We start from the raw sequence: 21,157 nt of genomic DNA, 5'->3' as shown, positions 1-21,157 counted from the left end.
TGAGTTAACCAAAGGAGGGAAATTATCTTATGATAAGTAAATCATCTCGATTAGATTCTGAGGAATTTGTTACTATTATTAATAACATGTATGATGAAGTATTGATCTATGATAATAATTATAATATTGTATATATTAATCAAGCTTCTAGTAGACATTACTCCTCATCGCCAGAGGAAATGATGGGTAAATCCTTTTTTGACTTCGTGGATAATAACTGGTGGGAACCATCTATTTTGCCTATCATTTATAAAGAAAAACGACCTATTGCAATAAAACAAAGTACATATACTGGTATAGAACTATTTACAATAGCAGTACCTATTTTTGATGAAAATAAACAGATAAAATATGTGGTAATGAATGTTAGAGATAATGTTAATGAGATAGATTTATATAATCCTAATTATGTTTTTATTGATCAAGACATAAACTCTAAATTAATTCCTATAGCTAAAAGTGAAGCCATGATAAGAGTTATGAAACTAGTGAATAAAATTGGTCAGATTGATACCACCTGCATTTTAACTGGCGAATCGGGAACAGGGAAAAGTATGATCGCTAACTATATGCATTCTATTGGTCCTAGAAAAAATTACCCCTTTATTAATTTGAATTGTGCTAGTATACCTGGAGAATTATTTGAATCAGAATTATTTGGCTATGCCAAAGGCGCTTTTACAGGGGCTCATACTTCTGGCAAAAAGGGATTGCTAGAAACTGCTAATAACGGAACCATTTTATTAGATGAAATATCCGAACTTACTATGGCGGCTCAGGCAAAGCTTCTATTAGTATTGCAAGATAAAGAATTTATTCCCGTAGGATCTAATAAACCCATTAAAGTAAATGTTAAAATTATTGCTGCCACTAATAAAAATTTAAAAAACATGGTGCAAATGGGTGCCTTTAGAGAAGATTTGTATTACAGATTAAATGTAATTGATATCTATATACCGCCGCTAAGAAAAAGAAAAGAGGATATCCCATATCTTGTGGAAAGTTTCCTAGAGGAATTTTGTAAAAGGTATAAAGTTAAACGCAAACTTACTAAAAATGTCTTAGCTGTCCTAACTGAAAATGATTGGAAGGGTAATGTGAGAGAATTGAGGCACATGATAGAGAGGTTAGTGGTAACGGTAGACCATAAATTTATTGAGGTATCTGATTTGCCTAAAAATATGTTTGGCATTTTTGATACTGAAGCAACTATGTGTAATGTCACTGAAGGTTCGTTTGATGAGCGAATTTCAAAATATGAAGCATTGATTATTCAAGATGCTTATGAAAAACATAAAACCTCACGAAAAGTTGCTGATTACCTTTCCATCAGTCAAACAAAAGCTAATAATTTAATTAGAAAATACGTAAAAAACAGCGATAAGTAATGAATACATTATAGCTCACAAGAAACTTCTAGGGACTAGTATTACTGAACGACTAGTCCCACATAAATAACCACAGTGAATTTATTCAATGTAATATTATGACATTATGGTGAGAAGAATAAACACGATGCTGTTTTATTGGCTATAATTTTCTTTAGCATTTATTCACATCTGCTCCCAAATGTTCCCCCACTATTTTCATTGCACAAAAATCTCCACACATAGAGCAGGCTTCAACTTCACCCTTATTTTTTTCCTTGCGGTATCTCCTTGCTTTTTCTGGATCTATGGACAGCTCAATCTGTCTTTCCCAGTCTAAATCCTTGCGAGCTTTGGACATTTCCAAATCCCACTCCCATGCTCCAGGAATACCTTTGGCAATATCTGCTGCATGGGCAGCAATTCTACTGGCAATAACACCTTCTTTCACGTCTTCAATGCTGGGAAGACCCAAGTGCTCCGCTGGAGTCACATAGCAAAGGAAGTCAGCACCTGCACTGGCAGCTATAGTACCTCCTATGGCAGCTGTAATGTGATCATAACCTGGTGCCACATCTGTTACCAGGGGCCCTAAAACATAAAAAGGCGCTCCTTTACATACTCGCTTTTGCAACTGTACATTAGCTACTATCTGCCCATAAGGAACGTGCCCGGGTCCTTCAACCATAACCTGCACTCCTTTTTCCCATGCTCGTTCAGTAAGCTCACCTAAAATCAGCAACTCCTCTACCTGAGCCCTATCTGTAGCATCAGCCAAACAACCAGGTCTTAAGCCATCTCCTAAGCTCAATGTCACATCGTACTTACTTACAATCTCCAAAAGCCTGTCGTATTCTTCGTAGAGGGGATTTTCTCTTTTGTTATGTAGCATCCAACCAGCTAAAAACGATCCTCCCCTGCTCACAATATCCACAACTCGGCCCTCTCCTCTAAGCTTTTCTAATACTCCTAAAGTTACTCCGCAGTGCACTGTAATGAAGTCAACACCTTGGGCACACTGTTTTTCAATTACTGCAAATAAGTCGTCACTAGTCATTGCTACCATAGAACCATGCTTCTCCATAGCTTCTACAGTTGCTTGATAAATTGGTACAGTACCTACAGGTATTTCCGATTTCTCCAGTATAGCAAGTCGACTAGCGTCTTTGTCAGGGCCAGTGCTTAAATCCATTACTGCATGGGCTCCCGCCTCCATTAGCACTTGCAGCTTATCTAGCTCTTTTTCTACCTCTGGGTAGTCAGTAGAAGTTCCAATATTGGCATTTACTTTTGTGGTCAATCCTTCTCCAAATCCAATTGCCTTTAAACTTTTGTGATTAATGTTAGCTGGTATCACAACGGTCCCCTTGGCAATTTTTTCTCGCAATACCTCCTCTTCAATCCCCTCCACCTTTGCTACTGCCTTCATCTCCTCAGTTATTTCACCCTTGCGAGCACGAATCATTTGAGTTGTCATTCATGTTCTCCCCTTTCTTCTTGGTTGAATTAAAAAAACCACCTTTTCAGGTGGTTGAAATCAAGACTTATATTCTTCTAGTCATCCTTCAACCACTTCCCTACGCTGGTATTATCCAGATTAGCCCAACGGGCTAATATGTTTCAGGTTCAAAGGGTCAACACCTTACAGGCATTTCTCAGTCGCTAGCGATCAGCAACTCCCCTAGTGGTTAATATATTCAGTTGTATTATTTATTCATTCGACACTACCTAGCATTCTCCTGCAGCTGCGATTTAATTTGTTTGCTTACTTCTAAGGGCTTTTTAGAAGCCATTATCGCTGACATTACAGCTACATTACTACATCCTATTGTAGTTATCTGATCCAAATTTGACGCCGAAATGCCCCCAAGAGCCACTAAAGGGATCTCCCACATTACAGAAATATCCTGTAACAATTTAAGACCTTTTGGTATAACACCTGGTTTGCACTGAGTGGGAAATATGTGACTCACCAAGAGGTAGTCGGCCCCTTCCTTTACTGCCACTTTAGCTTCTTCTATTGAGTGCACTGATGCACCTAAGAGCATTTTAGATGAACAGGCTTTTCTAGCGGCTTTAGGGCTTAAGGAGTGTTGACCTAGTTGCACTCCATCTGCACCTACAGCCTCTGCCACATCAACCCTATCGTTGATAATAAGTCTTTTCCCCTTAGCATGGGTTATTTCCCTAACCTTTAAAGCTAAACTGTATAGCTCCTTGGCTGGCAATTCCTTTTCTCTAAGAACCACAGCATCTACTCCACCTACCAATGCTTGAGAAATAGTATTCAAATAGTTTTCATTAACTAAATTAAGGTTTGTTATTAAAAAAAGTTTATCTTTCAAAGGCTCACCCCAGTAAATACTATTTATTAATAATCATTATAACTGAAAAGCCTATTCTAATAAACTATTCATAATTTCTTCAAATTAATATACTATTTAATGTGGTACAATACACCTATATATATACAAAGGAGGTTTATTATCTAATGTCTGCAAAAGCTCGAACTGCAATCATTGCTGTAGTTCTACTATTAGTGGTTGGTGTGTTAGCAAAACCCTATATACCTTTTCTCAATAAAGGCACACAAGAATTTACGGCTACAACTCAACCAGCTCAAGTATATGAAAATGCTTTAGCTGAAAAACAACCCATCTTCTTAGAGTTTTATGGAGCAAGATGACATCAGTGCGTACTTATGGAGCCCGTGATTATGGCTCTAAAGGAAGAATACGAAGACCAAGTAACCTTTGTTATTGTTGATGTGGAAACTGCCGATGGAAATGCCTTGGCAAATGACTTCGGCGTCAGATATATTCCCGCTTTTTTCTATGTGGATAGTTCAGGAGGAGTTGTAGCGGAAGATGTGGGTCGCCTTTCCAAAAGCGCCCTTGAGCAAAACATAAATAAAATATTGCCTTAAAGGAAGTAGATTAAAATGATAGATGTCTTTTTTAGTGAAATTGTACCTCAAGCTATAGACTCTAAGTCTACACTTACATTCTTAATAATATTTATTGGTGGTGTTGTAACCAGCATTAGCCCTTGTGTTCTGTCTATGATTCCTATTTTAATGGGTTATATCGGGGCCAGCGATGATGGCTCAAAGGTTAAAGGATTTTTTCTTTCCCTGTTATTCGTTCTAGGGTTATCCACCACCTTTGCTATTTTAGGTTTTATTGCTGCTTACTTTGGCAGCATCTTTGGCCAGATTAGCACTGGCTGGTACTATTTGTTAGCAGCAGTAGCCATTATAATGGGTTTGCAGCTTTTAGGTGCAATCACCTTTAATATGCCAGGCCTCAAAACTATGCCTGTGCGAATGAAGGGATATAGCGGTTCTTTTGGAATGGGCATGCTCTTCGGTTTAATTGCTTCTCCCTGCGCTACCCCTGTCTTAGCTGTTATCATCACTTATGTAGCTACTCAGGGTGAACTAGCCTATGGCAGCAGTTTACTCTTTGTCTACGGTGTGGGCCATGGGTTGCCTTTGCTGGCCGCGGGTACCTTTACTGCATTAGCCAAGAATATCGTTAAGGTCCAGCGCTTCACTCAGTATTTAAACTACGTTAGTGGAACTGCACTAATACTCTTGGGTCTATACTTATTAATTCTTGCCTCCTGGTAAAATAAATCCATTGCATAAAATACCCTCTAATGCGAGATAATACTAACGCATTCTAAAAGACAGGAGGGATTAAAGTGCATCACAATCACTTAGCACCTAATGAAGCCATCCAGTTGAGGGAGATTATTGGAATGAAATCTCTTTGTATTCAAAAAGAACAGGTTTATATGAATAGCTGCCAAAACCCTCAGCTACAGCAAATGATTCAACAAACTATGCAGCGCGGCATGCAACAATGCCAACAAATTGATCAGTTTTTAAAATAAGACAGGAGGTATCAAAATTATATGCAAGGATTAAATGATAAAGCAATTACTCTAGATATGCTCAATTCTGCAAAGCAAGCTGTTTTGACCTATTCTAACGCCTGCAACGAAACCTCTAACCAAAACTTGAGAAGTATTTTGCAAAGACAATTGCAGGAAGCTCTAGAAACTCAGCAACAACTATCCCAGTTTGCGCAGCAACAGGGATATTATAAAGTAAATGAAACACCCCAACAGGCAATTACACAAACTATGCAAGAGTTATCTCAAGGCTACAATCAACAGCAACAAACTCAAATGGGCTCCTATAACCAACAGCAACGTTATATGTCCCAACAGTATAATCCATATCACAACTAAAGCAAACGGGACTTGAATCTGTCCCGTTTTTCTGGTCTTTTTAACCTTATTAGTGTATAATAGTTAATGAAAATAGCCTTTACACAAAGGGAGTGATAGACATGTTTGGATTTATACCCAATTTTGGTGTTACTGAACTAATTCTAATTCTGGCTTTAGCACTTATTATCTTTGGTCCAGGAAAGCTTCCGGAAATCGGAAAATCACTTGGCTCAGCAATCAAAGAATTTAAGAGTTCCACTACGGATGTAAAAAAAGATATCGAAGATAGTATTAAAGGCGACGACGAAGAGCAGAAAAAAGCATAAGTAAAAGACAGGAGTTAGTAAAACTAATTAACTCCTGTCTTTTTATTTTCTTAGTAATTGTAGTATAATAAATTAAAACTATAGAAATAGGAGCTAGTGATAATGTATCGCAATTTAGAAGAGTGTGTTGTCGATTTAGAGAAAAATGGTCATTTAGTTCGCATCACCGAAGAAGTTGATCCATATCTTGAGATGGCCGCCATCCATTTAAAGGTTTTTGAGGCTAATGGCCCTGCACTATTGTTTGAAAATGTTAAGGGTTCTAAGTTTCGAGCAGTATCAAACTTGTTTGGTACATTAGAGAGAAGCAAGTTTATTTTTAGAAAGACCTGGAATGCAGCACAAAATGTAGTTGCCCTGAGAAATGATCCAGTACAAGCTCTAAAAAACCCTTTAAGTCATTTTAGCACTGGCTTGGCAGCTTCTAAAGCACTGCCTGTAAACAAATCTAAAAGTCTTCCAGTGTGCGCTCATGAAATCAATATTTCTGACATCCCACAAATCCACCACTGGCCTAATGATGGTGGCGCTTTTGTCACCCTACCTCAAGTTTACAGTGAAGATCCAGAGAAACCAGGAATTATGAATTCCAACTTGGGGATGTATAGAGTTCAACTTAGTGGTAACCAGTATGAAATGAATAAAGAAGTAGGTATGCACTACCAGATCCACCGTGGAATTGGGGTTCATCAAGAGAAGGCCAACAGACTAGGAAGACCCTTAAAGGTTAGTATTTTCATCGGTGGCCCACCTGCCCATACTTTGGCTGCGGTTATGCCATTGCCTGAAGGATTAAGTGAGATGACCTTTGCTGGTTTGTTAGCAGGACGTCGTTTTCATTACAGTTACGTAGATGGATATTGCATCAGTAACGATGCTGATTTTGTTATTACAGGGGAAATCCACCCAGGAGAGACCAAGCCAGAAGGTCCCTTTGGCGATCATCTAGGCTATTATAGCCTTGTTCACCCGTTCCCTTTAATGAGAGTACACAAAGTTTATGCCAAAGCTAATGCTATTTGGCCATTCACAGTGGTAGGCCGGCCTCCTCAGGAGGATACAGCATTTGGTGCACTTATTCATGAATTAACCGGGGATGCAATTAAACAAGAAATACCGGGAGTAAAGGAGGTACATGCTGTAGATGCAGCAGGAGTACACCCCTTACTTTTTGCTATAGGCAGTGAGCGCTACACCCCTTATCAAGAAGTTAAACAACCCTTGGAACTACTGACTATCGCAAATCGAATTTTAGGAACAGGACAATTAAGCTTAGCAAAATATCTATTTATTACTGCTGAGGAAGATAGGTCATTAGACACACATAAAGAAGTGGACTTCTTAACCTATATCCTAGAGCGCATTGATCTCCATCGCGATGTTCACTTCTACACTAATACAACTATTGACACCTTAGATTATACTGGTACCGGTCTAAACACGGGGAGTAAGGTTCTATTTGCAGCTTATGGCCCCAAGAAAAGAGACTTGTGTAAAGAAATACCGGAAAGCTTAAAGGACTTAAGAGGCTTTGAGGGTGCTAACCTAATAATGCCAGGTGTTGTTGCATTACAGGGATCTAAATTCTCAACCTATGCAAATGCCCAGGAGGAAATGGATTCTCTAAATAAAGCTATTCAAAATAAAGGGGCTATTCCTTCCTGTCCGATGATTATATTATGTGATGACAGTGGCTTCCTCAGTGATTCACTAAGTAACTTTTTATGGGCTACGTTTACTCGCAGCAATCCGTCCCATGATATTTATGGTGTTAACAGCTATTACGCTAATAAGCATTGGGGTTGTGACAATATAATTATAGATGCTCGAACTAAGCCACATCATGCACCTCCACTAATTCCCGATCCAGCTGTGGAGAAAAACATTAAGCGATTATTCGCAAAAGGTGCTAGTCTAGAGAAAATCAATATTTAATTAAAGGGCTGTTGCAACAGAACGATTAGTTCTACTTGCAACAGCCCCTTTAGTTAGACCTTAAATTTTTTCACCGCATCCTTCAGCTGTAATGCTAGCTCTGACAGCCTTTCACTGCCGTTGGCTATTTCTTGCATGGAAGCACTTTGTTCTTCTGTAGAAGCCGAAGCCTCCTCAGTACTAGCAGCATTTTGCTGCGCAATTGCCGCTAAACTCTCCATGATATTTACTATTTCATTTTTCCCAGCTTCCATATCACTGCTAAGAGTATCTATTTGAACTACTTTATCCTTCGTATTTTCTATTGCCTTTGCTAGGTCTTCAAAAACCTCCTTAGTAGTTTTAACTGCAGCTGTTTGAGCTTCAATAATTTGTTCTGAATTATTCATTGTTTGAACTGCATCTTTAGTTTTAATTTGAAGGTCTTTTACAATCTCGTTTATTTCCTCTGTAGAGCTAGAGGATTGCTCTGCTAGCTTGCGAATTTCCTCTGCTACAACAGCAAAGCCTCTTCCAGATTCTCCTGCCCTAGCTGCTTCAATAGCAGCATTTAGCGCCAAGAGATTTGTTTGCTCTGCAATCGAGGCGATTAGCTCTGTTGCAGCGTTAATTTTGTCTGAACTTGCATTGGTGTCCATTATAACTGCCTGTATTGTTTTGGAAGCCTGGTTGCTCTCGGCAGTCTTTTCTGTCAGCTCCTGTATGGCCATCTCACCCCTGCCCTTGAGTTTTTCAGTCTCTTCTGCTGCATTACCCAGCTCATTAGAGGCTTCTATCACTTCTTCCAAATCCCCTGATAGCTGGTTACTTCGACTAACACCCTTTTCCGTATCCTCAGCCTGCTGGTTAGCGCTTTTTGCTATTTCTTCTATTGTCCTGGCTACCTCTTCAGTGGCATCGGAGGATTGGTGAGAAATAGCTGTCAACTCTTCAGAGGAGGAGGCCAAGTGCTCCGAGGTTTCATGAATTTTTCCTATTATTTCTGAAATATTGTTGTTGATCTCATTAAATCCTACTGCTAGCTCTCCAATTTCATCAGAACGATTAGTAAACCTCTCACTAATTTTATTGCTAAAATCTCCCTCTGCCATTTTCTTAAACTGCTTCACAATGGATGCAATGGGCCTAGTTATAGATCTGCCAATAAAAGCAGTCACTATAATGCCAAAGGCTAAAAACGCACCAGTTATGATTACCAATGTAGTTCGCAGTTCGTTAACTCCAGCCATTACCTCATCTTCATGTACACTTATGGCTAAAGACCAGCCTGTGTCCCCCACAGGTGCAAAACCAGCATATATGTCATTTCCATTAAAGTGGTAGCTTCCTACCCCCTGCTCCGCCTCTAACATCCAAGTTAATAATTCTGCCAAATCAGCATAAGTATCATCACCTTGGGCAATATCAATATAATTTGCCTGCTCCATTACCAGATCTCTATCCCTATGGGCTATTACTGTGCCTTCTCCATCTATGATAAAGGCATAACCTGTTACACCATAGCGCATATCTTCCACAATCTCACTTATTATGTCCCCATCCACCATGGCTGTCAATACACCCACTATCTTCCCGTCCTCATCTGCAATCGGTGCAGCAAACACTACTGTAACCGTCTGGTTAAGCATACTAATTAAGGGGTCTGACATGTTAGCTTCTCCTGCCATGGCCAGCTGAAAGTACTCCCTACCAGAGACATCTGCCTCTTCCCCATGGCTTAGTCTAATATGCCCATCAGGAGTGGCCACTCCCATGTACTGATAGCCCATTCTTTCAGTTTCTCGCTCCAGTAAAGGCAGTTGTTCCTCCCAGTTCATACTCCTTACAGCATCTCTTTGAACAGTTGCCTCAAGAACTTCCACATTAGACCTAATCTCTCTCACCACTAAGTTACTGGTGTCCCTAGCTTTTTCCGGCAATACTTGGTCAATTTCATTCATTACTATATTGTGCGAATACTTATATGCCACAAATCCTAAGGCTCCACAAACCACTAGCAATAACATAGAAAAATAAATTATTAGCCGTGCACCCAACCTTTTCACAAATAATCCCCCTCTAATTTTCGCCAGTTTTTTTAATTATCTGACTTCTCTTTTGTTCCACCTATTTCCTGCCTCTAAAAACCTTTATAAAAAATTTTCTCTGTGCCATTTCTACAACAGTTACATAAAATATCATTAGAAGAAGTGGAGGTGATTAATTATATGCCTGGCAAGTTGACAGATGCTAAAATTAATATTTATCTACCAAGCAAGCGCCTACGCTTGTACTCAAGGGATCAGGTAGTAAAGGAGTACCCAGTAGCTATCGGTAAAGCGAATGACTCGGTACCCGGGTAAAAGAAAACCCCTAGGTAGCACATTAACTTTAATGTTATGTGTCTACCAAGGGGTACTTAATTAACTATTTAGTTTTTCTTCCAAGACTTCTTTTAGTAATTCTAAGGCACTTTCTTCCGTTGGGTCGTTAGTACCAAGTTGGCCGCGGAAGGCTTTGGATAAAATAACTTCTTGAAGTCTTCTAGCTTCTATCTCAATATTTATGTTATTTAAAACATTTTTTTCTAAGCCTACTAATCGTTTAACTAATTTATTAATTTGTTCAATTTCCTTTTTTGGAGGTAGTGGTATTAACAAAGAAGCTAATTTTTGCGCATTTATATTAGCCTGACCGACTTGTTGTGTAACCATACTCAAAAGTATATTGCGTCCAATAAAGCTATTTATATAAGTGCATACATAATCAGCCAATAATTCTTTAAAGACTAATCTAACTTTTATCAGATAAGAAGCATATGTCATTTTTCCAACATGTTCTTTTTTAACTACTGCAGTTTTTCCCACAAGCTCATAACTATTCGTCCGATTAAATAATAAATCAAATTCCTCCAAATTATGCTTTATTACATCCTCATGATCAAGTGGTAAGTACTTTAAATTAGTTAAATCAAGATTGCCATCAACTATATTTCCCATCCTCAAAACAGGAACTCCTTCATAGTTATCATTAGCCTTTGCTGATGTTCCGTATATTGAAAATTCAATCAACTCACCTAAACGAACCCAGCTCCAACCCCTAGGGAGCTCAAATGGTTTATTAAATTCACTATTAAAAGTACCTTTCTGTTGCTTTTTCGCTTTTGAATTTTTAATTTTTTCTATCTCTTTTAATAATACTTCTGAACCCACATCATCATTTGCCTTTCGCCACTCTGCCGTCAACTCACCACGAAAAGCTTTATCTAAAATAGCAGCACGGCGAAGTTCAAAAGTTTCTTTTGCTTCTTCAATTAATTGTTTGGCTTCGTCGATTTTGTTTAAGAGATTTTCGACTTTATTTGCTATGCGTTTTTGTTCTTGTAGCGGTGGTAATGCTATTGGGTATTTATCGACATCGCTCGGCCTGGCTCTAGTTAATGATCCACCTACTCCTGATACATTTGATGTTAATAAATTTCTAAAATAAGGTCCTTTAAATAGAAATAACAAAAACTTAGAATTTATTTTTCTATTAGCTATTATAATCCATTCTGTTGATGCTAACTGTCTATATGTACTTTTATGACCGACAGTCCAAACTCTATTAATTCTAGGGTTTATTTTGCAAAGTAATACATCATTTTCATAAACTAGATATTTATTAGAACCAATATCTTTTCCAGTCGCTATTTCAGGTATTTGCTCAGAATAACTAGGTACACTATACAATTCAAATGTTTCATCTGGATACTTTTTTGGTTGTATACCTCGTTTTATATCATTATCATTTATATCTTTTAATCTGGCCCACACCCAATTTCCAGGCACTTCATAAGGTTGCTCTTCTACAGGCACTAATGCTTCTTCTATTAATTCATCTAGGGTCTGTTCCTTTTGCTGCTTATTAACTTTCTTACTCATGCCCATACACCTCGGGCTTTTCTGCTACTTTTAGTGCATCTTTATGCTTTTCCTTTTCGCTATTAGCGCCATCAACTTCCTTTAATTCAATAACTACCTCATTTAACAAAGATAACGCTTGCTCTAATTTACCTATTGCTTCCTCTGCGGATTCTATTGGATCTGGTAGGTTATCATAGGCTGACAGGGATTCATCGGCTATTAGGCCAATATCCAAGCTATCATCTTTCTTCTTTATATCTTCTCTAGTGAAGACATTAAAGCGCTCATCCTTTACCTTACTGCGGTCTTTAGCTGTATATACCTTAATAAACCCATCAAAGTGTTTTGCTGTTAGTGGGGTCCTCTTACCGAAACTAGGCATATTTGTCCTCAGGTCATAAACCCAAACTTCTTTTGTGCTGTCCTTATCCGCTTTTTCCCTGGTAAAGAAGAGCACATTTGTCTTAACTCCCTGGGCATAAAAAATACCTGTAGGTAGTCTAAGAATAGTGTGCAGATTACATTTATTCATTAAGTCAGCACGAATCTTAGCACCTACACCGCTTTCAAAGAGTACATTGTCAGGTATTACTACTGCTGCTCTAGCTTTTCCATTTGACTTTAATGATCTGTAAATATGTTGTAAGAAGTTAAGCTGTTTATTAGTTGTAGTAAAGGTCAAATCATCTCGAGTTGGTCTCTCTCCACCCTGTTTGGTCCCGAATGGAGGGTTTGTCATTATAGCATCAAAGTTTTTATAGTCCTTGCCCATTTCAGACAGAGTATCCCCAAGTACAATTTCTCCTTGAATATCGTGCAGCATTGCATTCATCATGGCTAAGCGATGTGTATCCTTAACCAACTCTACACCAGTGAATGCTTGATTTCGTTGAAATTCTGCCTCTTTTTCTCCCAGGTCAAAATAATCATCAGTTTTACTGCGCACATGCTTGTCCGCAGCAATCATGAATCCAAAAGTTCCCGCAGCTGGGTCATTACATTTTTCACCTGGCTGTGGGTCGACTAGTTTTACAATTACATCAATTAAAGGCCTCGGGGTAAAGTACTGCCCGGCCCCTGATTTTGTCTCACTGGCGTTTTTCTCTAAAAGTCCCTCGTACAGGTCTCCTAGCCCTTCTTCCTTAGCACTGTACCAGTCTAATTTGTCAATAGAGCTAATAATCTTCTCTAAGTTTTTAGGCTCGTCAATATTAGTGGTTGCGTTTAAGTAAATTTGCTTCAAGGTATTATTGCTTTCTTGTCCTAAATCAAGCAATAGTTGTCGGTAGTGATTATGTAATTCAATTCCATGGAGCTTAGTTAATGACTCCCAGCGATACTCTTCAGGTATATGCTTTTCATTTTCAGTTTCTTTCATCATTTTAAGAAACAGTAAATATGTCAACTCGGTTACATACTGATGATAAGTAATGCCATCATCCCTTAACACATTACATAGGTTCCATAGCTTTTGTACAATTTCCTTATTCCCCATTTATGCCTGCTCCTTTTTCTGTCTTTGATATAATGCACTGTTTATTATATCAACTATTTCATGTAATTGGCCATCAAAAATTTTATCCATACGCTTATAACCACCAAATCTCTTAAATGGTTCAACTTCAAAAGCCTTTTCAGGATCTGGGCCTAAGATTGATTCTTGAAGCAATTGCTTTTCAATTCTCTTAAGCCAATCCTTTTGCACCTTTGGCCATACCTTCATCTTATAAATCTTATCCATGGCGGTTTTCACCCGCTCCTCGTGGCTAATGAGGGGGTCTCCAATTGCCTGCTGGCGAATAAAACTGATGATATCTGCTGCTATGTCCTCATTTTTGGCATCTCTCCATGCAGCTTGTAAGTTCTTTTCTGTAAAGCCTTTCTGGTCAAGCTCAATTCTCAGCTTCCTCAGTTCTTCCCTGGTTAAATCCTTTGGCCTTGTGCAAACCACTTTTAATGCAGGGATTAAATTCATGTTTTCCTTAATAAACTTATTAAAACCTTCAAGGTAGTCTTCAGGTTTTTCAGCGTTGCCATAACCACGAGTTGTACCAACTAACTTATCCTCATGGTCTGATATATATTGAAAATTTGGTCGCTCTCTATTTTCATCAATATATTGGAGAATTTCTTTTTTTGCTTTAAATTCCTTAACTACTTCTCGATCATCTGTTTTCTTTACCCAGTCTATAAGCTCTTCAACTGACTTACCACCTGATAGTACTTTAAAGTCATCTTGCTCTTTTTCTGTCCACTTCTGTTTTTTGCGCTGGATTTTTGCAATTAGTTCTTCTTTGTGCTGCTGGCGATGCTCTTGGTTATCTAGTTGATCTAGCTCATCTATGAGCTGGCTTACTGTAACAGAAGGCCTTGTTACTACTGGCTTCATGCTAGTATAAGGCCTTAATGTTTCATATAGCCCCACTGCATCAAAAATATTAAAGTGATCTTTATCTATTTCATCGCACCTTCTAGTTGCTCTACCTAACATTTGCTCATATAAAATTCTCGAGCGGACTCGGCGCAAAAATACCAAATTAGTTATACTCGGCACATCTATACCTGTTGTTAAGAGGTCTACAGTTACGGCGATATTAGGTAATCTTTCATTTTTAAATAGCTTAATAGCATGAAGAGGGTCTCTTATAGAGCCTGTAATCTTCATGACAGCATTATCCTCTACTTCTCCATATTTCTTCTCTAATTCATCTTTAAGAATTTTTACTACCAGGTCTGCATGATCATCAGTTGCAGCAAAAATTAATGTTTTCCCCTCTGCCTCCGGGTGAATATAATTAGCCAGTTCAGCTAAGATAACCCTATTGAAGTTCTCTGTGACTACTGATGTATTAAACTTAGCCACATCTATGTTTAATTCGTCCTCAAGGACTTCTTTCTCTACAGCGCCCGATGTATGATCATATTTCTCTACAGTTTCACCCACTGCCCAGTTAATACCATTTTGCTTTAATACTGTTTCGAACTGATAAGGTGGCTCATGGTCTATTAGGTACCCATCAATAACTGCTTCTCGGTATGAGTAATTAAAAACTGGCTCGCCAAATATTTCTACAGTATGAAGTGCCGGGGTCGCTGTCAACCCAATGCGCACCGCATCAAAGTAGTCCAATACTTTTCTATATTTGCTGACGTAGTCATTATGGTCCCTAAACTGCATTTCTACTTCAGTCATCTCTTTATCCAAGGTGTAACCCCTATGGGCTTCGTCTACGATAATGCAATCATATTGGTCAACAGTTGGTATGTCTTCATCTGTTTCGTTGTAGAAAAGCCTTTTTAAAACCCCTTGAACTGTGGCAATATGAACCTTAGTCTCTGGATTTGGCTTTTTATCCTCTAGAGATTGCAGCTCAAATATTTCAGTGAAAGTGTGAAAGCTCTCAAGTTTGGAATCTTTAAATGCTGCTTCCGCTTGCCTTCCTAATGCTGACCTATCTACCAGAAATAGAATGCGTTTAAATCTGTTTGTCTTAATAAGCCTATAAATTAAACCTATGGCCATTCTTGTCTTACCCGTTCCTGTTGCCATAGCAATTAAAGCTTCCCGCTTTTCTTCTTTTATTGCTTTTTCAACTGCTAAAATGGCATCCTCTTGATATGGGCGCAACCCTAAATACTCCATAGACTCATCTTCTAATCTCTCTGTTGCTTTAGCAATGTCTTGGTTTAACAGTCCCTTCAATCCATCAGGAGTATACCAATCCTTTAGCGGCCTGGGGTGGTTAGTAGCCTTGCGCGCGTCTAAAAACCATATCCCTGATTTGTGTTCTAGCTGTTTTATATAGGGCCTGCCGTTAGTTGAAAATAAAAAAGGCACATGAAAATCTCCCCATGGACCTAACAGAGATTCATCTCCATGCTTTATAACCAAGCTGGCGTACTCTTTTGCCTGCTGAATATCAGCCAGTACATCCCTATTCCTCTTTTTAGCCTCTAATATGCCTAAGAAGTCTAGTCCTGTAAATAAAGCATAATCGGCAAAGCCTTTTTTAAGAGGCCACTCTGCTATGGCTAAGTTGCGTCCTTTTTCCGGTCTATAGCCATGTCCAAAGCGTATTTTCTCTGTATCAGCTTCCCAGCCTGCTTGGCGAAGCTTTTGGTCAATTATAGTTCTGGTTTCTGCTTCAGTTAGGTTAAAGTTTGTACCATACAGCTTTGCATTCTTCTTGCGTTTTTCTTTATCATCTACATTAATATATTGTTGCTGTTGCCTTATTTTCTCCAGTTCACTTTGCAATTGGACTAATTTTTCTTCATATGTCTTATTTAGCGCGGTTAATTCCTCATTAAGCTCTGCTAAATTCTCTTCTTTCGGTTCTATATACTCTGGTTCTTTAAAATCCCATTCCCCGTACACTTGCATAAACCAAACGCTAATACGAAAGGCCAGCTGAAGCAATGTCTTCGCCTCGTCTGTGGATCCATAACCTGGTTCGTGAACTGCTTTATTGCCTATTTTTCGCAAGGTATGAAGCATGTCCAGTAATTCATCTGTTACCAGCTCGTCTCGTTTTAATATTCCCAATCGATCAACTTGAGACAAATCGCTAGCTTCGGTCATTCCTTCAAGGGCAACTATGTATTTAGAGAGGGTTTCACCAAACATACGCAACTTAACAAGAGTTGTGTTTGGATCAACATACACATTCCGCTCAGCTATTTCCGCTAGATTTGCTAAGTTAGTCCAGTTATCTGAAAGAAATTGAAAGTTACTCTTTTGCAAAGCTCTCACTCTCCTACCGAAAGCATTAGTAAAGTTTATTATAACATATCTAGCTTTTTTACCCAAATAATTACATATTTTAAGTCTTCACCAAATATATTTTGTCACCATCATATGAGCCTATAATACTTAAAGGCCTCTTCTATAGGCTTTACTTTGTTTTCTGGGCAAGGGTTCCCTCTTTTGCTTTCATCATGACGATTAGGGGCCTTTCTTATAATAATTCCATGTTTCTCCTTTACATCTGCAATCCAGCATGATTTAGGAAGAAAGCCATAGTTTTCTTTTACCCACTGCTGGAGTTGTTTATAAGTGCTCATTTTCACACCTCTCTCCTAAATTTACCAAAAAAACTTGTTATACTGCTACATTTTCTTTACTTAACCCTTTAATTATCTGGAGAAAATAATTTAAGCTATTATTGTTTTGTTCTGCTCTGAAAACGGAAAAATGCGGAGAAAACTTTTGAGCTATTTCAAATGCTGTTAATTTGAGATTTAGTTTATCATATATCATGTGAGTTAATTTTTCTTTTGGATTGACTATATTATCAGTGATTCCTGATGGCTGATAATCACTATCCAATACTTGATTTATACAATTTCCATCTGCTAAGATCCACGCCTCTAATTCTCTAACTATAACACTAACTTTATAATTATCACCGGAACACACTTTTACTTTTTCTGCTGTAATATCAACAGATACATCGTTATCAATATCTGGCATAAATATTACAAAATCAGCACCAAGCCCGTACTTGCAAGCCTTATAATGTTTCTCTGCATTTTTAAACATACTTGGCCTTCCACCAGTATCTATGATATCTATACTCACTCCGTAATTTTTAAAATAATCTATGAGGCTAGAAAAAAATATTCTATCTGATTGACCTTCTACTACTAAAGCTATTTTCATCTAATTGTCCCTCCTTTAAGGTAACCTGAAAGCCATAGTTCTTCCATTGAAAATGCAGTAAGGAACTCTTCAATTTTCTCAATTTTAAACCCTGGTACTACACGTGTCTGCCCTTCTATTTTATCCACTAGATATATTTCTTCGGGCTTTAACCATTTAACTATTTCTGCACTATGCGTAGTTACTAATATTTGTTTGTTTTTGGAAACTTCTCTCATTACCTCTACTAGTACTTGAAGTGACTGTGGGTGTAAGCACCTTTCCGGTTCATCTATTGTAATCACATTTGTTTCTTTATCCTGAAATAAAATTGCAACCAGTATTGATAAGAGTCTAATGGTTCCATCTGAAATCATTTTAGGCAAAAAAACATCTTTTTCATTTTCAACAATTTTATATCCTAACGAAGCATCAAATTGACGCTCAACTTTCCATGTATCAAATGAGGGAATAATAGCTTTCATTAATGATTTAATTCTATCTTTAACTGCTTTATCAGATTGTAAGCGTTGTAACATTATAGCTAAATTACTTGCGTCCTCCTCTAAAAACTGGTCATTCTCACTATTAGACGGTTTCCGAGCTAAGTTATGATCTATATTGTAAAATTTCCAATTTGATATCAAGTCTCCTAATAATAGATTTGCGATAGATACAAAATTTGCATCTAAAAAAAGCTTATTGTTAGTATTTTTTTGTAACTCTAGTTTATCTTCTTTTATTGAAGTTGGAGATAGCTCTTCATGATTATTATTCACTTTAACTATATTCTTTGTTCTATCAAACTGACTAAAGGTTTTCACTGACTCCATTTCAAACATTGTTTTAAGTGCTTCTTTATGAATATAGGTATTATTTTTCGTATGAGCTAGTTGCAAATAATATGAAGAATTACTAGGCTGAAATAGTTGCTCGTTTGACCTGAATTTAATAAAATCAAGCATAAATTCTAGTTCTATTTCAATTTTTTCTGTACTTCTTCTCCCTTTGCTTAATAAATTTTTCCAACCAAATCTATTGCCTACCGCATGTCCAACATTACTATTTAACGATTCCTTTAAAAACTTTAGGGAATCAATTAAGTTTGATTTTCCTGAACCATTGGATCCAATAAATACACAAAAGTTGTTGAGCTGTAATTCTATATTATGAAAACTTTTATAATTTCTTAACCCTAATTTATTAATCATTAGTCATAATCCTCCTAATTTTTGAGTTTTAAAAATTCCTTAAAGCCGTAAACCTTGAAAAAGTTGGGCATTAATAAAATTTTACAATTGTTAAATTATTTCTACAGTTTCCCTAATTTTCCTACAAAGAAATAAAAAATATATTTTAAGCTTCTTAAAGGTTCATATAACCACCTGTCCCATGATAGCAATAAGTTTTCCTTTAACATAACTTGATAACGGTATTAAATACCTTAGAGCTAGAGAAAGTTAAGAAACCGTAGATTATTCTACGGTTTCTTTCTTTTTCATGTATCTATTATCAAATTCAGGCCATCGTACATTATATTTAAGTCGCGCAAGTTCAAAGTCATCAGCAAACTTTTGATACTGCTCCTCAGTTAGTTCGCTTTCGTCTATTTCTTTACCATCACTGGTAACAAAAGATATTCCTATGAGTTTAAGCTGATTTTTTTCTTTCACCAATATCCCTCCTGGTGAAATATATGACCCATGAGGGATGTCCTATAACTCACCCTACAAAGCTAGTAGCGCATATTTTATCAATCTGTCCAGTATGTATTGTACATGGTAAACTTTAGCTTCATAGGGATACGCTAAGGCAACATGTTATATTTACCAACAACCTGTTCCCATCTGCAATGCTATAATAAGTATGGCAAATCTTAAAAACCCTATCCCTCCGCTATAACTTAATGTTTACCTTATCTAAATCTATAGAATGATAAGGAGTGGCAAGTTATGGCATTACCTTTTTTCTCACCAAAAGCTGTTCTCTATGGACGAGTAAGTACTGAAGAACAGGCTTCCAAAGAGAACTCAATTCCCGCTCAAATTCATGCAATCAAAAAGTTTGCTTTAGATAACGGCATAGAGGTAATCGATGAGTACCTGGATGAAGGCAAGTCAGCTAGAACTACTGACCGTCCCCAATTTCAGAAAATGATTAGTGCTGCTAAAAAAAAAGAGAAAGAATTTTCTATAATACTAGTTCATAAAACAGATAGATTTGCAAGAAATAGGTCTGATTCTGTTATCTATAAATCATTATTAAAAAGAGAATGTGGCGTAGATGTTATTAGTGTTGCTGAAAACTTCGATGATTCACCTACAGGTAAGCTTCTAGAGGGCATGATGGAAGTAATCGCTGAGTTTCACTCTTCAAACCTGGCGCAAGAAGTTATCAAGGGTATGAGCCAAAAAGCTAGTACGGGAGTATATGTTGGAAGGACTCCGTACGGTTATATTCATAATGAAACAACGAAAAAATTAGAAATTAATGTAGAAGAAGCTAAGGTTGTTAAAATGATATTTGAGATGTACTCCAAAGGAGATAGTTTTGCTACTATCAAAAAGACTCTTAACTTAACTGATACTTTCACACGGCAAGGTAAGTTGTGGGATTCTTCTTCTATTAAGCGAATTATTAAAAATCCTGTGTATATAGGAAAGTATATATGGAATAAGAAATCTAAATCAAAAATTGTAAATAATGACCAAGATGATTGGATCGTGCTAGATAATGCTCATGAACCAATTATAACCACTGAGCTGTTTGATAAGGCACATGCAGTTTTAAAATCAAAACAAACAATGGTTGGGCCTTCTATGAAAAGTCGTTATTTGCTTTCCTCTATCATTAAATGTGGTCACTGTGGTCATAACATGATTGGGGAGAAAAAGAAACATGTGAGTGGCAAAACTTATTATAGATATGTATGCGGCAATTATCTGAACCATAAGATGTGCTTTTATAACTTTGTTCATAAGGAAGAGATTGAAGAATTTATAATTGCTGAAATAAGAAAGATTGTTTCTACTAGTACTGTCGATTCTAATTCTGTGGTATCTATAGAAGCTGATACCCAAACCCCAGAGAAAGGATTACTAGAGGCAAGGCAAAAGAAAATAAGTTACAAGTTTCAAAGGCAACTGGAAGCTTATGAAGCAGGAATAATCACTTTAGAGGAATTACAGCAAGCAAAAGAAAGAGTTGCTTTAGAGGAAGCAGAGATACAAGAGGAGCTTAAAAGACTAGAAAAAAAGTCTAATGAATTAGATATAGGAGAACAGCTTAGTTTGCATTTTAGCAGCTTTGAAGAAGTTTTAGCATCTAATGATACTAAACAAATAAAGTTATGGCTTAAAGAACGGGTAAATAAGATAGAAGTGTTCGATAAGAATAATATCAAAATAAAATATAAACATGTAATTTAAGATGTTATAATAATTGAGACTTTTGCAAAATAAGCTTTTTGCTTAAAAGTTGACTTTACCAATCAGCTGATCTTGCTAGTTTGACTTGAATAAAGTAAAGATTTCACTCTTTTTTGACTCACCATTTACAATGTGGCTAAAAAAGGGCAGACTAGCAGAATTTCGAATTTCTAGGTTTAAAATGTGTTTTTTGCTATTTATGCAGCTACTTTAGCTTTGGCATTAGACTTCTTGAGTGCCAGTGCTGATGTTAGTAGTACTATTGCATTTAGGTATACATGTGTTTTAACTTTTTCAATACCACTCACATGTAAGTCATTGACTGTCAGATGTTCTT

At 37.2% G+C, this 21,157-nt stretch carries 20 protein-coding genes and 1 pseudogene; 10 read left to right on the top strand and 11 right to left on the bottom strand.

Features of this window, described 5'->3' with window-relative positions; translation table 11 throughout:
- Positions 1-29: 29 nt before the first annotated feature.
- Positions 30-1,388, top strand: coding sequence for a sigma-54 interaction domain-containing protein (locus GGQ84_RS00975; protein ID WP_429157937.1), 1,359 nt, complete (start codon positions 30-32; stop codon positions 1,386-1,388).
- Between the two features lie 154 nt (positions 1,389-1,542).
- Here the strand turns inward: GGQ84_RS00975 and thiC are convergent, their stop codons facing one another.
- Positions 1,543-2,844: a phosphomethylpyrimidine synthase ThiC gene (gene thiC, locus GGQ84_RS00970; RefSeq protein WP_429157935.1), complete on the bottom strand. Its 1,302-nt coding sequence runs from the start codon at positions 2,842-2,844 to the stop codon at positions 1,543-1,545.
- Between the two features lie 247 nt (positions 2,845-3,091).
- Entirely contained in the window at positions 3,092-3,712 is a 621-nt protein-coding gene (gene thiE, locus GGQ84_RS00965) for a thiamine phosphate synthase (RefSeq protein ID WP_429157934.1), read from the bottom strand.
- 146 nt (positions 3,713-3,858) lie between these two features.
- Between thiE and GGQ84_RS00960 the strand changes: the two genes are divergently transcribed.
- The 7 genes from GGQ84_RS00960 (at position 3,859) to GGQ84_RS00930 (ending at position 7,867) form a co-directional block, all read left to right on the top strand.
- Complete coding sequence (locus GGQ84_RS00960) at positions 3,859-4,053, top strand: hypothetical protein (protein WP_429157933.1); 195 nt, start codon at positions 3,859-3,861, stop codon at positions 4,051-4,053.
- Positions 4,054-4,068: 15 nt separating this feature from the next.
- Positions 4,069-4,293, top strand: coding sequence for a thioredoxin family protein (locus GGQ84_RS00955; RefSeq protein WP_429157931.1), 225 nt, complete (start codon positions 4,069-4,071; stop codon positions 4,291-4,293).
- A gap of 15 nt (positions 4,294-4,308) precedes the next feature.
- On the top strand, positions 4,309-4,998 hold the full coding sequence (locus tag GGQ84_RS00950) for a cytochrome c biogenesis CcdA family protein (RefSeq protein WP_429157929.1): 690 nt from the start codon (positions 4,309-4,311) through the stop codon (positions 4,996-4,998).
- A gap of 74 nt (positions 4,999-5,072) precedes the next feature.
- Entirely contained in the window at positions 5,073-5,264 is a 192-nt protein-coding gene (locus GGQ84_RS00945; RefSeq protein WP_429157927.1) for a hypothetical protein, read from the top strand.
- Between the two features lie 21 nt (positions 5,265-5,285).
- Positions 5,286-5,624, top strand: coding sequence for a spore coat protein (locus tag GGQ84_RS00940; protein ID WP_429157925.1), 339 nt, complete (start codon positions 5,286-5,288; stop codon positions 5,622-5,624).
- Positions 5,625-5,725: 101 nt separating this feature from the next.
- A complete protein-coding gene (locus GGQ84_RS00935) occupies positions 5,726-5,932 on the top strand; it encodes a Sec-independent protein translocase subunit TatA/TatB (protein ID WP_429157923.1) in 207 nt (68 codons plus the stop codon).
- 102 nt (positions 5,933-6,034) lie between these two features.
- On the top strand, positions 6,035-7,867 hold the full coding sequence (locus GGQ84_RS00930) for a UbiD family decarboxylase (RefSeq protein WP_429157921.1): 1,833 nt from the start codon (positions 6,035-6,037) through the stop codon (positions 7,865-7,867).
- Positions 7,868-7,920: 53 nt separating this feature from the next.
- Here GGQ84_RS00930 and GGQ84_RS00925 read toward each other — a convergent pair whose 3' ends face one another.
- On the bottom strand, positions 7,921-9,912 hold the full coding sequence (locus GGQ84_RS00925; protein WP_429157919.1) for a methyl-accepting chemotaxis protein: 1,992 nt from the start codon (positions 9,910-9,912) through the stop codon (positions 7,921-7,923).
- 162 nt (positions 9,913-10,074) lie between these two features.
- Between GGQ84_RS00925 and GGQ84_RS00920 the strand changes: the two genes are divergently transcribed.
- A complete protein-coding gene (locus GGQ84_RS00920) occupies positions 10,075-10,209 on the top strand; it encodes a L,D-transpeptidase (RefSeq protein ID WP_429157917.1) in 135 nt (44 codons plus the stop codon).
- A gap of 60 nt (positions 10,210-10,269) precedes the next feature.
- Here the strand turns inward: GGQ84_RS00920 and GGQ84_RS00915 are convergent, their stop codons facing one another.
- From GGQ84_RS00915 to GGQ84_RS00885, 7 genes are all read right to left on the bottom strand, one after another.
- Positions 10,270-11,769, bottom strand: a complete 1,500-nt coding sequence (locus GGQ84_RS00915) for a restriction endonuclease subunit S (protein ID WP_429157915.1) — start codon at positions 11,767-11,769, stop codon at positions 10,270-10,272.
- A complete protein-coding gene (locus GGQ84_RS00910; protein WP_429157914.1) occupies positions 11,762-13,246 on the bottom strand; it encodes a class I SAM-dependent DNA methyltransferase in 1,485 nt (494 codons plus the stop codon). The genes GGQ84_RS00915 and GGQ84_RS00910 overlap by 8 nt, the downstream gene beginning before the upstream one ends.
- A complete protein-coding gene (gene hsdR, locus GGQ84_RS00905; RefSeq protein WP_429157912.1) occupies positions 13,247-16,495 on the bottom strand; it encodes a type I restriction-modification system endonuclease in 3,249 nt (1,082 codons plus the stop codon).
- Between the two features lie 110 nt (positions 16,496-16,605).
- Positions 16,606-16,815: a hypothetical protein gene (locus tag GGQ84_RS00900; RefSeq protein WP_429157911.1), complete on the bottom strand. Its 210-nt coding sequence runs from the start codon at positions 16,813-16,815 to the stop codon at positions 16,606-16,608.
- A gap of 37 nt (positions 16,816-16,852) precedes the next feature.
- Positions 16,853-17,413, bottom strand: coding sequence for a hypothetical protein (locus GGQ84_RS00895; RefSeq protein WP_429157910.1), 561 nt, complete (start codon positions 17,411-17,413; stop codon positions 16,853-16,855).
- The gene (locus GGQ84_RS00890; protein ID WP_429157908.1) at positions 17,410-18,603 is read right to left on the bottom strand and encodes an AAA family ATPase; all 1,194 of its coding nucleotides are present in this window, start codon (positions 18,601-18,603) and stop codon (positions 17,410-17,412) included. The genes GGQ84_RS00895 and GGQ84_RS00890 overlap by 4 nt, the downstream gene beginning before the upstream one ends.
- A 264-nt stretch (positions 18,604-18,867) precedes the next feature.
- Positions 18,868-19,065 (bottom strand): hypothetical protein, encoded by a 198-nt coding sequence (locus GGQ84_RS00885; protein WP_429157907.1) that lies wholly within the window; start codon positions 19,063-19,065, stop codon positions 18,868-18,870.
- Between the two features lie 279 nt (positions 19,066-19,344).
- On the opposite strand from GGQ84_RS00885, the gene GGQ84_RS00880 reads away from it, so the two are divergent.
- Entirely contained in the window at positions 19,345-20,820 is a 1,476-nt protein-coding gene (locus GGQ84_RS00880) for a recombinase family protein (protein ID WP_429157905.1), read from the top strand.
- A 197-nt stretch (positions 20,821-21,017) separates the two neighbouring features.
- Here the strand turns inward: GGQ84_RS00880 and GGQ84_RS00875 are convergent.
- Positions 21,018-21,157: pseudogene (locus tag GGQ84_RS00875) on the bottom strand (transposase); the annotation flags it as partial.

The sequence above is a fragment of the Desulfitispora alkaliphila genome (assembly GCF_050433185.1).
In the GTDB taxonomy this organism is placed as follows: domain Bacteria; phylum Bacillota; class Desulfitisporia; order Desulfitisporales; family Desulfitisporaceae; genus Desulfitispora; species Desulfitispora alkaliphila.
This window is presented reverse-complemented; position numbering and strand designations above follow the sequence as displayed.

Bases quoted from the DNA above. Each gene is read 5' to 3' on its own strand.
- GGQ84_RS00935 (WP_429157923.1), top strand. From the start codon at position 5,726: ATGTTTGGATTTATACCCAATTTTGGTGTTACTGAACTAATTCTAATT.
- GGQ84_RS00895 (WP_429157910.1), bottom strand. From the start codon at position 17,413: ATGAAAATAGCTTTAGTAGTAGAAGGTCAATCAGATAGAATATTTTTT.
- GGQ84_RS00900 (WP_429157911.1), bottom strand. From the start codon at position 16,815: ATGAGCACTTATAAACAACTCCAGCAGTGGGTAAAAGAAAACTATGGC.
- GGQ84_RS00940 (WP_429157925.1), top strand. From the start codon at position 5,286: ATGCAAGGATTAAATGATAAAGCAATTACTCTAGATATGCTCAATTCT.
- GGQ84_RS00950 (WP_429157929.1), top strand. From the start codon at position 4,309: ATGATAGATGTCTTTTTTAGTGAAATTGTACCTCAAGCTATAGACTCT.
- GGQ84_RS00930 (WP_429157921.1), top strand. From the start codon at position 6,035: ATGTATCGCAATTTAGAAGAGTGTGTTGTCGATTTAGAGAAAAATGGT.
- GGQ84_RS00960 (WP_429157933.1), top strand. From the start codon at position 3,859: ATGTCTGCAAAAGCTCGAACTGCAATCATTGCTGTAGTTCTACTATTA.
- GGQ84_RS00915 (WP_429157915.1), bottom strand. From the start codon at position 11,769: ATGAGTAAGAAAGTTAATAAGCAGCAAAAGGAACAGACCCTAGATGAA.
- GGQ84_RS00975 (WP_429157937.1), top strand. From the start codon at position 30: ATGATAAGTAAATCATCTCGATTAGATTCTGAGGAATTTGTTACTATT.
- GGQ84_RS00955 (WP_429157931.1), top strand. From the start codon at position 4,069: ATGGAGCCCGTGATTATGGCTCTAAAGGAAGAATACGAAGACCAAGTA.
- thiC (WP_429157935.1), bottom strand. From the start codon at position 2,844: ATGACAACTCAAATGATTCGTGCTCGCAAGGGTGAAATAACTGAGGAG.
- GGQ84_RS00920 (WP_429157917.1), top strand. From the start codon at position 10,075: ATGCCTGGCAAGTTGACAGATGCTAAAATTAATATTTATCTACCAAGC.
- GGQ84_RS00910 (WP_429157914.1), bottom strand. From the start codon at position 13,246: ATGGGGAATAAGGAAATTGTACAAAAGCTATGGAACCTATGTAATGTG.
- GGQ84_RS00890 (WP_429157908.1), bottom strand. From the start codon at position 18,603: ATGATTAATAAATTAGGGTTAAGAAATTATAAAAGTTTTCATAATATA.
- GGQ84_RS00880 (WP_429157905.1), top strand. From the start codon at position 19,345: ATGGCATTACCTTTTTTCTCACCAAAAGCTGTTCTCTATGGACGAGTA.